The organism is Microbacterium sp. AB (assembly GCF_032878875.1).
Lineage (GTDB): Bacteria > Actinomycetota > Actinomycetes > Actinomycetales > Microbacteriaceae > Microbacterium > Microbacterium betulae.
Genome location: NZ_CP118157.1, coordinates 773,688 through 787,330 on the forward strand (window position 1 = coordinate 773,688; position 13,643 = coordinate 787,330).

Annotated in this window: 9 protein-coding genes, 1 pseudogene and 1 riboswitch; of the genes and pseudogenes, 2 read left to right on the plus strand and 8 right to left on the minus strand. The window is 71.7% G+C overall.

The features are described 5' to 3' along the window. Positions 1 to 235: 235 nt before the first annotated feature. On the plus strand, positions 236 to 1,639 hold the full coding sequence (locus tag N8K70_RS03520; protein WP_317140232.1) for a dihydrolipoyl dehydrogenase family protein: 1,404 nt from the start codon (positions 236 to 238) through the stop codon (positions 1,637 to 1,639). 14 nt (positions 1,640 to 1,653) lie between these two features. Here N8K70_RS03520 and N8K70_RS03525 read toward each other — a convergent pair whose 3' ends face one another. The 7 genes and pseudogenes from N8K70_RS03525 to N8K70_RS03555 form a co-directional block, all read right to left on the minus strand. Further along, positions 1,654 to 3,051 (minus strand): MFS transporter, encoded by a 1,398-nt coding sequence (locus N8K70_RS03525; protein WP_317140233.1) that lies wholly within the window; start codon positions 3,049 to 3,051, stop codon positions 1,654 to 1,656. A gap of 237 nt (positions 3,052 to 3,288) precedes the next feature. Further along, complete coding sequence (locus N8K70_RS03530; protein WP_317140234.1) at positions 3,289 to 3,639, minus strand: Fe-S protein; 351 nt, start codon at positions 3,637 to 3,639, stop codon at positions 3,289 to 3,291. Between the two features lie 20 nt (positions 3,640 to 3,659). Beyond that, positions 3,660 to 4,133 carry a 6,7-dimethyl-8-ribityllumazine synthase gene (ribH, locus tag N8K70_RS03535; protein ID WP_317140235.1) on the minus strand — a complete coding sequence of 158 codons (474 nt, stop codon included), beginning with the start codon at positions 4,131 to 4,133 and terminating at the stop codon, positions 3,660 to 3,662. After that, positions 4,130 to 5,416 carry a GTP cyclohydrolase II gene (gene ribA, locus N8K70_RS03540; protein WP_317140236.1) on the minus strand — a complete coding sequence of 429 codons (1,287 nt, stop codon included), beginning with the start codon at positions 5,414 to 5,416 and terminating at the stop codon, positions 4,130 to 4,132. Before ribA ends, ribH begins: the two co-directional genes overlap by 4 nt. Before the next feature lie 140 nt (positions 5,417 to 5,556). Continuing rightward, positions 5,557 to 6,186, minus strand: a pseudogene (locus N8K70_RS03545) (riboflavin synthase); the annotation flags it as partial. 1 nt (position 6,187) lies between these two features. Beyond that, the gene (ribD, locus tag N8K70_RS03550; protein ID WP_317140237.1) at positions 6,188 to 7,219 is read right to left on the minus strand and encodes a bifunctional diaminohydroxyphosphoribosylaminopyrimidine deaminase/5-amino-6-(5-phosphoribosylamino)uracil reductase RibD; all 1,032 of its coding nucleotides are present in this window, start codon (positions 7,217 to 7,219) and stop codon (positions 6,188 to 6,190) included. 57 nt (positions 7,220 to 7,276) lie between these two features. Further along, positions 7,277 to 7,425, minus strand: a riboswitch (FMN riboswitch). A gap of 100 nt (positions 7,426 to 7,525) precedes the next feature. Next, positions 7,526 to 8,389 (minus strand): Fpg/Nei family DNA glycosylase, encoded by an 864-nt coding sequence (locus N8K70_RS03555; protein ID WP_317140238.1) that lies wholly within the window; start codon positions 8,387 to 8,389, stop codon positions 7,526 to 7,528. Positions 8,390 to 8,617: 228 nt separating this feature from the next. Between N8K70_RS03555 and N8K70_RS03560 the strand changes: the two genes are divergently transcribed. Next, positions 8,618 to 12,754, plus strand: a complete 4,137-nt coding sequence (locus N8K70_RS03560) for an immunoglobulin domain-containing protein (protein ID WP_317140239.1) — start codon at positions 8,618 to 8,620, stop codon at positions 12,752 to 12,754. An 84-nt stretch (positions 12,755 to 12,838) separates the two neighbouring features. Here the strand turns inward: N8K70_RS03560 and N8K70_RS03565 are convergent, their stop codons facing one another. Beyond that, positions 12,839 to 13,600, minus strand: a complete 762-nt coding sequence (locus N8K70_RS03565) for a phosphotransferase (protein ID WP_317140240.1) — start codon at positions 13,598 to 13,600, stop codon at positions 12,839 to 12,841. Positions 13,601 to 13,643 lie beyond the last annotated feature (43 nt).

Sequence of the window (13,643 nt, forward strand, 5' to 3'; positions counted from 1 at the left end):
TCCCTGCTTCCGGCCGTACGTGCGGTGGGCCGCCTGTTCCGTCGCGCCGATCGCCGCCGCGATCTCCTGCCGGGAGTTCCCCTGCAGCCGGGCGCGACGCACCTGCGCGTCCTCGGCGCACGCGATGTCGCGGCGCTTCTGCCAGCCTATGCAACTCGGCCAGGGGACTGGCCGGATGCCCCGGACCCGTCAAGGGGGTGTCGTTCGTCGCGGCCGCACGCGTAGCGTCTGTCGCATGACAGCAGAGGTGCGGGAGACGGACGTCGTGGTGATCGGGGCGGGGCCCGTCGGAGAGAACGTCGCGGATCGCGTCGTGCGCGGCGGCCTGGAGGCCGTCCTCGTGGAGAGCGAGCTCGTGGGCGGCGAATGCTCGTACTGGGCGTGCATGCCCTCGAAGGCGCTGCTGCGCACGGGTGCGGCCGAGCGCGCTGCGCGGGCGGTGGGGGTCGCGGGCGGGCGTGTGGATCCCGACGCCGTCCTGCGGCGCCGGGACGGCTTCGCGAGCGGATGGGACGACTCGGGCCAGGCGGAGTGGGTCCTCGGGGCGGGCATCGGGCTCGTTCGCGGCCACGCCCGTCTCTCCGGGGAGCGGCGCGTGACGGTCTCCTCGGAGGACGGCGACGTCGAGCTCGTCGCGCGCCACGCGGTCGTGGTGGCCACGGGCACGGCCGCGCTGCTGCCCGACATCCCGGGGCTGCGGGAGGCCGAGCCGTGGACGAGCCGCGAGGCGACGTCCCTGCAGAGCGTGCCCGCGCGCGTCGTCATCGTCGGCGGCGGGGTCGTCGCCGTCGAGGCCGCGACGTTCCTCTCCGACCTCGGCGCGGACGTGACGGTGCTCGCCCGCAGCGGACTGCTGAAGGCGTTCGAGCCGTTCGCGGGGGAGCGCGTGGGAGATGCGCTGCGGGAGCGAGGGGTCGTGGTGCGCGAGGCGTCCCCCGTGCGGGTCACGCGCGACGGGGACGGCGTGCACGTCGAGATCGAGGTCGGCGAGGTCGTCGACGCCGACGAGATCGTCGTCGCGACCGGCCGTGTGCCGCGCACAGAGGATCTCGGCCTCGAGACGGTCGGCCTCGAGCCCGGCTCGTGGCTCGACGTGGACGACACCCTCCGCGTGCGCGGCGTCGACTGGCTCTCTGCGACGGGCGACGTCAATCACCGCGCCCTCCTGACGCACCAGGGCAAGTACCAGGCGCGCGCCGCCGGCGACGTCGTCGTCGCGCGGGCGAGGGGTCTCGACATCGACGACGCGCCCTGGGGAGCGCATGCGGCGACGGCCGACCACACCGCCGTGCCGCAGGTCGTGTTCACCGACCCGGAGGTGGCGTCGGTCGGCCTCACCGCCGCGCAGGCGGAAGAGTCGGGCATCCGCGCCCGGGTCGTCGACTACGACCTCGGCTCCGTCGCCGGAGCGTCCCTCACGGCGGACGGATACTCCGGTGCTGCGCGGATCGTCGTGGACGAGGACCGGCGCGTGCTCGTCGGCGTCACGTTCGTCGGCCCCGGCGTCGGCGAGCTGCTCCACGCCGCGACCATCGCGATCGTGGGCGAGGTGCCGATCGAGCGTCTGTGGCACGCCGTCCCCTCGTACCCCACGGTGAGCGAGGTCTGGCTGCGGCTGCTCGAGGCGTACGGGCTCTGAGCCGTTGCGGGGCCTCAGCGACGCCCGGCAGCCTCCACGGCGGCGTCGTCGTCGAGGTCGACGTCCTTCGTCTCCTTGCCGAGGAGGAGCGCGATGAGCGTCAGCACGCCCGCGAAGGAGAGGTAGACGCCCACGAGCCACGGGTTGCCCTGCCCGATGTCCCACAGCCACACGGCGACGATGGGGGCGAGCGCGGCGCCGAGGATCGAGGCGACGTTGTACGAGATCGCCGACCCCGTGTAGCGGACGTTCGTCGGGAACAGCTCGGGCAGGAGCGCGCCCATCGGGCCGAAGGTCATCCCCATGAGGAGGAAGCCCAGGATGAGGAACGTCTGCACGAGCGTGCGGGTCACGGCCTCATCGCCCTGCGGCAGGAGGAACACGACGAACACGAAGCCGAACGCGATGATCGCCGCCGTCACCCCGATGAGCAGCTTTCGACGTCCGATCGCGTCGGCGAGCGGTCCGGACACGAGCGTGAAGATGCCGAAGAACACCACGCCGATGATCTGCATGAGCACGAAGTCGACGTACGTGAACCCGAGGCCCGGCACGTCGGCGTCCGCCGGACGCGTCCCGTACGACAGCGTGAAGCTCGTCATCAGGTAGAAGAGCACGTACGTCGCCAGCATGTAGAACGTGCCGAGGATGAGCGCCCACCAGTGCCTCTTGACGGTCTGCCCGAGGGGGAACTTCGTGATCGTGCCGGTCTTCTCGGCCTTCGTGAAGGACTTCGACTCGACGAGCTTGAGGCGCACCCACAGCCCGATGATGACCATGACGGCGGAGAAGAGGAACGGGATGCGCCAGCCCCACGTGAGGAACGCCTCCGACGGCGCGCCGTTCTCGCCCGGCAGCACGAAGTTGATGACGAGGAAGAGCGAGTTCGCGATGATGAAGCCGATGGGCGCGCCGAGCTGAGGGAAGGTCCCGTAGAGCGCGCGCTTGCCCTGCGGGGCGTTCTCGGTGGCGACGAGCGCCGCTCCCGACCACTCGCCGCCGAGCGCGAAGCCCTGAGCGAGGCGCATGAGGAGCAGCAGGAACGGCGCCCAGAGCCCGATGTTGTCGAAGGTGGGCAGCAGCCCGATGAGGAAGGTGGCGACGCCCATCGTCAGGAGCGATGCGACGAGCGTCGCCTTGCGGCCGAAGGTGTCGCCGAAGTGCCCGAAGACGATCGCGCCGACGGGCCGTGCGAGCATCGCCGCCCCGAACGTCGCGAACGAGGCGAGCAGGGCGGTGGTGTCGTTGCCGGTCGGGAAGAACAGCACGGGGAAGACGAGGACGGCGGCCGTGGCGTACACGTAGAAGTCGTAGAACTCGATCGTCGTGCCGACGAGGCTCGCGGTGATGACGCGGCCGCGCGAGTTGGCGGGCTTCGAGGGTGTGGGCGCGGATGCGGCGGTGGATGTCATGGAGTGCCTGTCGGGAGGGAGCCGGTGTCGCCCGTGCGGTGCGACCGCCGGGGGAGATTGCCGTGCGTCGAGAGGCGCTGATCGGGGACGACCGCTTTCGGCGCCTGTCGGAGCACGAAGAGCAATCGTACCCCTTCTGAGCAATCCGGGCACGACGGCCTCCTCGCGCGTGCGACCTGCACAGCGAGAGGCTCGCGTTCGCGACGGCGGCTGTGCGGAATGCTCAGCCCGGCGAGGTCACCAGATCACGGCGAGGGCGGCGTTGCCGAGAGTCAGGACGCCGATCGCCCAGAACAGCGGCGCGGCGACCCTCGCGCCGCGCCTCTGCCGCGCCCCGATGATGCCGAGCAGCGCCCCGATGACGACGAGAATCACGAGCTTGACGCCGATCTTCGCGTAGTCGAGCTCGTGATGGATGCCCCAGGGTGCTGCGAGGGCGAGGCCGGCGACGAGCGTCACGACGAGACCCCACTGCATGAGACGTGTCACGTTCGTGCGGCGGTTCACGATCTCGACGAGCCAGGCGCCGAAGAGGGCGGCGAATCCGGCGAGATGGACGACGAGGACGATGCTGCCCAGGATCTCCATCCTTCTACCCTACGTAGAAGTCAGCCGCGGATCGAACGGAGCGCGAGCGCCGTGCGCAGTGCGGCGTCCGCCGCCTCCGCGCCCTTGTCCTCCTTCGATCCGGGGCGGCCCGAGCGGTCGAGGCCCTGCTGCTCGTCGTCGAGGGTGAGCACGCCGAACCCCACGGGCTTTCCCGTGTCGACGGCCACGCGCGTCAGGCCGTCCGTCGCGGCGGACGAGACGAACTCGAAGTGCGGCGTCCCGCCGCGGATGATCACGCCGAGCGCGACCACGGCGTCGGCCCCCGAGTCCAGTGCGGCCTTCGACACGACGGGGAGCTCGAAGGACCCCGGCACGCGGACGATCTCCCAATCGGCGCGGGCGGCGTCGAGGACGCGCTGCGCGCCCGCGATGAGCCCCGCGGTGATCTCCTCGTGCCACGTGCCGGCCACGACCGTCACCTTCACGCCCGTCGCGTCGATGTCTCCCTGTGCGGGTGCGCCCGTGCCGCTCACTTGTCTGCTCCTTCGTGCATCTGGGCGATCGCCGCAGCGAGCGCCTCCTCGCCGATGACGTGGCCCATCCGGTCGCGTTTCGTCTCGAGGTACTGGTGGTTGTTGGGGCCGACGCCCACGATGAGGGGGACCTGCTCGACGACGTCGATGCCGAGGCCGCGCAGCTGGGCGACCTTGTCGGTGTTGTTCGTCAGCAGGCGCAGCCTCGCGATGCCGAGGTCGGCGAGGATGCCCGCCGCCGCCGCGTAGTCCCGCGCGTCGGCAGGCAGCCCCAGCGCCGTGTTCGCGTCGACGGTGTCGTATCCGCGCTCCTGCAGGGCGTATGCGCGCAGCTTGTTGATGAGGCCGATGCCGCGCCCCTCGTGTCCTCGCATGTAGATGACGACGCCGCCCTCCTGCTCGATCGTGTCGAGGGCGGCGTCGAGCTGGGGACCGCACTCGCACTTGAGCGAGCCGAACGCCTCGCCCGTGAGGCACTCCGAGTGCACGCGCACGAGGGGTGCGTCGGCGGAGAGGTCGCCCTTGACGACGGCGAGGTGATCGGTGCCCGTGGCGCGGTCCTTGTAGGCGAGGAAGCGGAAGGTGCCGTGCGCGGTGGGGACGGTCGAGTCCGCGCGCAGGCTCACCTGACGGCGGAACGGCGTGACCTCCTCGCCCGCCGGCTCGACCTCCCCGAGGTAGGCGATGAGCTGCTCGATCGTGACGACCGGGATCCGCTCGCGTTCGCCGAGGTCCAGCAGGCCCGGCAGGCGCATCATGTCGCCGTCCTCGGCCACGATCTCGCCGATGACGCCGACGGGCGCGAGCCCGGCCAGGCGCATGAGGTCGACGGCGGCCTCGGTGTGTCCCGCGCGCTCGCGCACCCCGCCGGGCACGGCGCGCAGCGGGAGGACGTGGCCGGGGCGGATCACGCTCGTCGGCGTCGCGTCGGGGTCGGCGAGCACGTTGACGGTCCGGGCGCGGTCGTGCGCGCTGATGCCGGTCGTCACGCCGTCCGCCGCGTCGACGCTCACGGTGTACGCGGTCGAGCGCGCGTCCTCGTTCACGGCGACCATGGGCGCGAGGTCGAGGCGGTCGGCCCATTCCTGCGGCATCGGGGCGCACAGGAAGCCCGATGAGAAGCGCACGGCCCAGGCGATCCACTCGGGCGTCGCGAGCTGTGCCGACAGGATGACGTCGCCCTCGTTCTCGCGGCCCTCGTCGTCCGCGACGATGACGGGGCGGCCGGCACGCAGGGCGTCGAGGGCTTCGGGGATGGCCGAGAGCCGGCTGGCAAGGCTCATCGCGAGCCTCCTTCGGGGGTCGGGCGCAGGACGACGAAGTCCGCGGCGGGCACGTCGTACGTCGCGAAGGACATCCCGGGCCCCGTGCCCGCGGCGCGCTGCGCGGAGGCGGCCGTGGGGGGCGGCGTCGCCGATGCCGCGGCGGACGTCGCGATCGGCTCCTGCGCGCGGAACGAGAGGAGACGCTGCACGTGGCGGGCGAGGATGTCGGTCTCGAGGTTGACGGCGTCTCCGACGCGGCGCTCGCCGAGGGTGGTGGCCTCGAGCGTCTCGGGGATGAGCGACACCTCGAACCAGGGGTTCGGCTCGTCCGCGGCGCTCACGGCGCTGACCGTGAGCGAGACGCCGTCGACGGCGATGGAGCCCTTGTCGACGACGAGGGGGGCGAGCGCGACGGGCAGGGAGACGCGCACGACGCGCCACTCGGCGCCGGGGCGCACGCCGATCACGGCGCCCGTGCCGTCGACGTGCCCCTGCACGATGTGACCGCCGAGGCGTCCGCCCGACGCGGTCGCCCGCTCGAGGTTGACGGCCGTCCCGACGGACGCCCCGTCGAGCGTGGACGTGTCGAGCGTCTGACGCATGACGTCGGCCGTGAAGCCGTCGGGCGTCCAGTCGACGACGGTGAGGCAGACGCCGCTGACGGCGATGGAGTCGCCGTGGTGCGCGTCGGCGACTACCGTCGGCGCCTGCAGGGTGAGGCGCACCCCGTCCCCCGAGGGCTCGATGGCCGTGATGTGGCCGATCTCCTCGATGATGCCGGTGAACATGTCAGCTGCCTCCTTCAGGGGCGTGATCCGGTGCGACGACGACCAGCAGATCGTCGCCGAGACGTTCGATGCTCTCGACCGTGAGGCGCCGCTGCTCGGAGATGGTGCCGACGCCGACATCGGACAGGGCGAGCCGGTCGCCTCCGAGGAGGGTCGGCGCGACGTAGACGAGCAGCCGGTCGGCGAGGCCGGCGGCGATGAACGCGCTCGCGAGCGTCGGGCCGCCTTCGACGAAGACACGGTGCAGACCTCGGTCGTGGAGGTCGTCGAGCACAGCGGTCAGGTCGCGCGTCGGATGGTGCAGCGGCGGGCGCGGATGCCGCAGCACGGCCGCGTGCGCCGGGATCGGCGCCGATCCGATGACGACGGGGACCGGCTGGGCGGCGAAGAGGGCGTCGCCGTCGCGCGCCGTGAGCGCGGGGTCGTCCGCGAGCAGAGTCCCCGTGCCGACGACGATGGCGTCCGCCTGCGCCCGTCGTGCGTGGACATCCGCCCGTGCCTCGGAGCCCGTGATCCACTGGCTCGTGCCGTCCGCCGCCGCCGCGCGCCCGTCGAGGCTCTGCGCCCACTTCACCGTGACGTGCGGGCGGCCGAGCGCACGGGCCGTCAGCCACGACGCGAGCAGGCCGGCGGCCTCGGGGGCGAGCAGGCCGCTCTCGACGCTCACGCCCGCGGCGCGCAGGCGCTCGCCGCCTCCGCCCTCGACGTCGCCGGGATCGTCGAGGGCGTAGACGACACGGGCGACGCCCGCGGCGATGAGCGCCGCCGCGCACGGGCCCGTGCGGCCCGTGTGGTTGCACGGCTCGAGCGTCACGACCGCCGTGGCCCCGCGGGCGGCGTCTCCCTCGAGATGCGAGAGGGCGTCGACCTCGGCGTGCGCCGTGCCCGCGCCCCGATGCCAGCCCTCCGCGATCACGTCGCCGGACGGCGACAGGATGACGGCTCCGACCTGCGGGTTGCGGCTGCGGGGTCCGCGGCGGGCGAGCTCGAGCGCCCGGGCCATCGCCCGCTGCTCCGCCTCGCTGAACGCCATCCGAACCTCCGTCTCGTCGTGCCGGGGTTCGCGAACGGCGCCCGCCAGGGGCATCCGCTGCGTGCTGCCTCTCCTCCGGACTCGCGAGGCTCTCGCCTCGCATCACCGTCGGTCCCGGACTTCCACCGGATCGGCCTCAGCCGGATGGCTGAGGTTCGCGGACTGTCACCGCCGGTTCGGATTCTCACCGACCCCGGAGCACGTATTGGTCTCAGCATAATCAACCGCGGTCCACCCGCGTTATTCCCGGCGGCGCATGAGTCGTTGCGTTTCGGCGAGGGGGGCGAGGATCGTGCGGGGTCCGTGCTATCTCAGCAGGCGCGACAGCCTGCGATCGGCAAGGATCTTCCCGTCCGTCTGGCACGTCGGGCAGTACTGGAAGTCGGTGTCGGCGAAGTACACCGTGCGGATCGTGTCGCCGCACACGGGGCAGGTCTCGCCCGAACGCGCGTGCACGGCCATCCCGCGCCGCTTCGCGTCCTTGAGCTCGGCCGGCGGCTTCCCCGCTGCCGTCGCGACGGCGTCCGCGAGCGTCGTCCGCATCGCCTCGTAGAGCCCGTCGACCTCGGAGCCGTCGAGGTTCGCCGCGAGCGCGTACGGCGACATCCGCGCCGCGTGGAGGATCTCGTCGGAATAGGCGTTGCCGATGCCTGCGATGACCGACTGGTCGCGCAGCAGGCCCTTGATCTGCGTGCGGCGTCCTTCGAGGAGCGCGGCGAAGGCGTCGCGATCGAAGCCCTCGTCGAGCGGATCGGGGCCGAGGCGGGCGATGCCGGGGACGTCGGAGGGATCGCGGACGACGTACACCGCGAGCGACTTCTTCGTGCCGGCCTCCGTGAGGTCGAACCCGGAGCCGTCGTCGAAGCCGACGCGCAGGGCGATGGGGGAGCGCCCCGGCTTGACGACCGTCTCGGGAAGAGCCGCGTGCCAGCGCAGCCATCCGGCCTTCGCGAGGTGGAAGACGAGATTCAGGCCGCCCTCCAGCACGAGGTCGACGAACTTCCCGTGGCGTCGCGCGTCCTCCACGCGAGCGCCTACGAGCGCGTCGATCGGCGGGTCATAGGTCTTGAGCGCCGAGATCGCCGCGACGCGGGCCTTCGTGATGCCGAGCCCCACGACGCGGCCGCGCAGGAATCGCGCGAGTCCTTCGACCTCCGGCATCTCGGGCATGCGCCCATCCTCACGGTCGGCACCGACCCTCGCAAGCTCGGAGCCGTGGAGCACCCTCCCAGGAGACGCATAGTTTAGGTTAGGCTTACCAAAGCACGACGTCGACGTCACCCTGGAACCATCGCGTCCGTTCGTGCGACCCGCCTCCCCCGATCGGGGGTGCTCGGCGACCCCTTTTCACCCGGAAGGACCACCTTGCAATCTCTGTCACGCCGTTGGCACATACCCGTGCTGGCGACCTCCCTCGTGGCGCTCCTCGGCGTCACGGCCGCGGCCCCCGCCGCTGCGGCCCCCGCCGCCGATCTTCCCTACGCCGTCTTCGAGACCTCAGCGGTGTCGGCCAGCGACATCGTCGCCGACGCCGAGATCGTGCCTCTGACGGGCGCGACGTCCTCTCCGCTCTCCGCCGCTCGCCGCTCGCTCCGCGCTGTGGTCGAGCCGAGCGCGGACCGTGTCTCGCTCGAGGTCGTCGACGAGACGACCGGCGAGCTCCAGTCGTCCTTCGACCTGTCGGAGCACCTCGACTCGGTCTCGTACGGATCGCACTTCGTCGACTACAGCGGCTCCTCGCCCTTCCCGATGGTCGTGTACGTCACGGGCGAGAAGGAGGGCGAGCCTGTCGTCGTGCGCCTGGTCACGCCCAGCACCACTTCGCTCGGCTCTGCCGACGAGGTGACCGTCGAGGTCGTCGACGCGGAGGACTTCGCCCGCACCACGGGCGTCGCGTTCGAGGACGTCTCGCTGCTGGTCCCCGGCAGCCTGCTCGTGTACCGCTCGGAGCAGGACGGCGAGCCGGTCTACATCGGACAGCGCATCGACGGCGACATGGTCGCGCAGACAGGCAGGGCTCCGATCGTCCTGCCGTTCTCCGGCGTGGAGCGCTCGTTCTCCATCGACTCGTACGGGAACGTCTTCTCCAGCCGGGAGGGCGGTTTCGACACGGTCTCCATCTACTCCCCGACGGAGCAGCGGAGTGTCGACGTGCCGGAGCTCGGCGTGGCCACCGACTGGGCGCTCGTCTACGGACTCACCGCGATCGCCGATGCGGACGGCGACGTGGCGCTCCTTTCGACCTCCGGTGACCCGTCGGTCATCACGACGACGTCCGCCGGCGAAGGCGTGGCGTCCCTGCAGTTCGTCGAGGCGATCGACGAACTGCAGATCGTCACGGATACGGGCGACGGTGTCGCCCGTATCGCCACGACGGACGGCGCGGAGCGCCCCGCCCTGACACCGCCCGGCACCGTCCTGCCCGGATCGCTGCGGTCGGCGCTCGCCTGGTCGCCGTCGACGACGTTCCTGTCGGACATCGACGGCACCGTCTACCGGTATCGCACATCGCTGCTCTCGCGCGCCGAGCCCAACACGACACCGAGCCTGGAGGTCGCCAGCCGCGGCGACGGCGTGACCTTCGGCCTGGCCGCGCGAGGCACCGGATCCCTCACCGCGGTGTGGGAGTACAGCCTCGACGACGGCGACTCGTGGGCCGAGCGCGGCGCCGAGTGGTCGACCGCCGTCGACGACATCGGCGACGTCACGTATGCGTTGCCCGAGCTTTCGGAACCGCTCGACGGCGTCGCTCCGTCGGTGCGCGAGGAGGCGGACCCCGCACTGCTGACGACGTCGGCGTTCTCCCGGACAGAGGTCTCCGTGTCCATCCCGGACGCGGGCTACGACGCGTTGTGGCGGTACCGCGTGAGCAATTCTCTCGGGTCCACGGCCAGCGCCGTGACGATGATCAGGATCGCTGACGAGCAGGAGAGCGACGTCGGGATCTCCGTCGTCACGCAGCCGTCCGCAGCCCGGGCCACCGTCGACGAGACGGTCACCTTCCGCGCGGAAGCCGAGTCGGACCCCGCGCCGAGCGTGCAGTGGCAGCGTTCCACGGACGGTGACACCTGGGCGGACATCGCCGGGGCGACGTCCGCCGAGCTGGTGTTCGCGGCATCCGCGGACGATCAGGGTGCGCGCTTCCGAGCGATCTTCCGCGCCGGGGACGCCGAGGTCGCCACCGACGCGGCAGAGCTGAGCGTCATGACGCCGTCCGACGTGCAGATCGGCGCGGCGGTCGAGGGGGCGACGGTCGTCTCGGACGCCACGTACGGACTCGACCTCTCGGCCTACTCGCACGAGTGGGCGAGGGCCGTCGCCGGGACGGACGTCGCGTTGGCGGACGACGGCGGCTTCGCCTTCGGCGCCGGAACGGGATGGACGAACGCCGAGACCGGTGAGACGCAGATCCTCTGGGACGGCACCGCGATCTACCGGCCCTACGGCGGGTACGCCGGGCTCTACCTCGCTTTCTCGAACCCCTATCTCGCGGTCGCCGCCGACGGACGTGCCACGCTCACGGCGGAGGTCGCCTGGAACGACGGGGGCGGATCGTGGAGCGGCTCCGTGGCGGAGAGCTACACCCGTGTCGTGATCGCGACGTTCTCGTCGGTCGACGTCGAGGCCGGAGAGACCACGACGACCGTCACCGGAACGCCGGAATGGGCGGGGCGTGCGTACACGAAGCCCGGCCTGGCGGACTCGACGGTCTACCCGAACAGCTTCCCGGCGTCCTTCGTCGACTACCTGAGCGACGGGAACCGGGCGTGGTTCCTCGCCAGCGGGAGCACGCGCGACCCGGAGAAGGCTCCGGAGTCCGTGACGGTGAGGTTCGCCACGAGCACGGAGGGCGCGTCCGCCGAAGGCGCGCGGATCGATCCTCTCGATCCGCTCGGCGACGGTGAGGATCACTTCACCCCTGGCGAGCCGACGATCACCGTCCAGCCGTCGCCGGTCACCGTCCAGGAGGGCGGCTCCGTGACGCTCACCGCGAGCGCCGTCGGATCCCCCGCGCCGAGCGCGCAGTGGCAGAGTCTCGGCGAGAGCGGATGGGAGGACATCGCGGGCGCCACATCCCCGTCGTACGAGGCGGCCGGGCTCGCGGTGGGCACGCACACCTTCCGTGCGGTGTTCACGAACGCCAGCGGTGTCGCGGAGACCGAGGCCGTCGAGATCACGGTCACATCCGACGCGGTCGAGGAGCCCGTGGAGGGAGCGCGGCTGACGGTCGCGCCCGACCGTGAGCTCCAGATCGGCGACACGGTGACGGTCACCGGCGCCGGCTACGAGAAGAACTCCAACCCGCACGGCGTATACGTGCTGTTCGGGTACGCCACGGCCTTCCCCTCGGAGGGCGCGCAGATCGGAAAGGACTACGACTACATCGGCGGCACGTCGAACCAGCGTTTCGTGGCATGGCCGGGAAGCGCGACGGCGGCGGCGGCGAACGCGCTGCTCGACGACGCCGGAGCGTTCAGCGTCGACGGCCTGACGGCGCAGTCGACGTTCACCGGCGCCTCGGGCAACGCGGTGGACTGCCTCGACGGCAGCGTCCAGTGTGGCGTGTTCACGATCGGCGCGCACGGTGGGGCCGATGCGGCGCTCGAGACGTTCACTCCCGTGTACTTCGCGGGACAGGAAGTCCCTGCGGAGCCGAGTGAGCCTGCGGAGCCGAGTGAGCCTGCGGAGCCGAGTGAGCCCACGGAGCCCACGGAGCCGACGGAGCCGACGGAGCCTGCGGAGCCGACGGAGCCTGCGGAGCCGAGTGAGCCTGCGGAGCCGAGTGAGCCTGCGGAGCCGAGTGAGCCTGCGGAGCCGAGTGAGCCCGCGGAGCCCACGGAGCCCACGGAGCCGAGTGAGCCTGCGGAGCCGACGGAGCCTGCGGAGCCGAGTGAGCCGAGTGAGCCTGCGGAGCCGAGTGAGCCTGCGGAGCCGAGTGAGCCCGCGGAGCCCACGGAGCCGAGTGAGCCTGCGGAGCCGACGGAGCCTGCGGAGCCGAGTGAGCCGAGTGAGCCGAGTGAGCCGAGTGAGCCGAGTGAGCCTGCGGAGCCGAGTGAGCCTGCGGAGCCGAGTGAGCCCGCGGAACCGTCAGATCCCGCAGACGAGCCTGCCGAGTCCGGGAGCCCGGACGCTCCGTCCGCAGACGACCTCACCGCGGAGACCGAGGGGCTGATCACCGTGCCCGACACGGCGACCGAGGGCAGCAGCGTGACGGTCACCGTCGGGGCGGACCGCGCAGGCGAGCAGGTCAGCGTGCACCTGTTATCCGAGCCGGTGCTTCTCGGCACCGAGACGGTCGCGGTGGGCGGCACCGTCGTGGTCGAGCTGCCGGAGGGCGTGACGGGCGAGCACAGGATCGCCGTCTACGACAGCGAGGGCGCGCTCATCGGCTGGGATCGCATCACGATCGATCCTGCGTCGACCGCGGAGCTCGCTCCGACCGGAACGGAGCTCGTGTTCGGCGGGATCGTCGGCCTGCTGCTGATCGCCGGGTCCGCGCTGCTGATCGCTCGTCGTCGCGTGCTGCGAGCGTAGCCCGCATCCCCTGAGCGCCCCGTGCTCGGATGGCGTCGCACGCCATCCGAGCACGGGGCCTTTCCGTCGGATCGCACCGCGGCTTCACATACCAGGTCGTGTGACGTTGCCTGAACGCAGGCGTTCCGCGTCGCGCCGGTACATCGCGGCGTGCTCGACGAAGTCGCTGCGCCCCGTCACCTCTGCGCGCCGTTCGGTGAACGCTGCGAGGGCGTCGAGCCTGCGCCCAGCGGCGTCGACGACCGCGTCGGGTGAGGCGTCGAGACCGTAGGAGTCGACGAGCGTGCGGAGCCGGTCGTCGCGGGCGCCGAACCGAACGTCGTCGAACCCCCGGGCGTCCTCGGCGAGAGGCACGATGCGGTAGGCGAGGTAGGCCAGGTCCCACAGCCGCGATCCGGGGGAGGCCATGTCGAAGTCGATGACCCCGACGAGGCGGCCGTCCGAGGCGATGAGGTTGTAGGGGGCGAAGTCGTTGTGGCAGATCACCTCGGTGGGCGGGTGGTCCTCCATCCGCCAGATGCCGGGCTCTCCGACGAGAGGCGCGCTCGCGTCATGCAGCCGTCGCAGCAGCCCGGCCGCGGCGGTGAGCGTCGACGGTGCCCAGAGGACCTCCGGCGCGGACTCCGACAGCGGCTCGCCGGGGAGGAACGTGAGGATCTCGCGGCCCCGCGCGTCGATCCCGAGCGCGCGAGGGGTCTCGGTGAGCCCCGCCTCGGCGTACGTGCCGAGGAGGCTGTGCACAGACTCGGTCCACGGCCCCTTCGTCCGCCGGACGGTGTCGCCGATCCGCACGACAGGATCCATGTTGCCCCCGACGAGCGGCACGCCGTCGAGATCGTCGTGCATGACCGCCAACCTACCGCGGCGCCCGGACGCGGGCAGAGACACC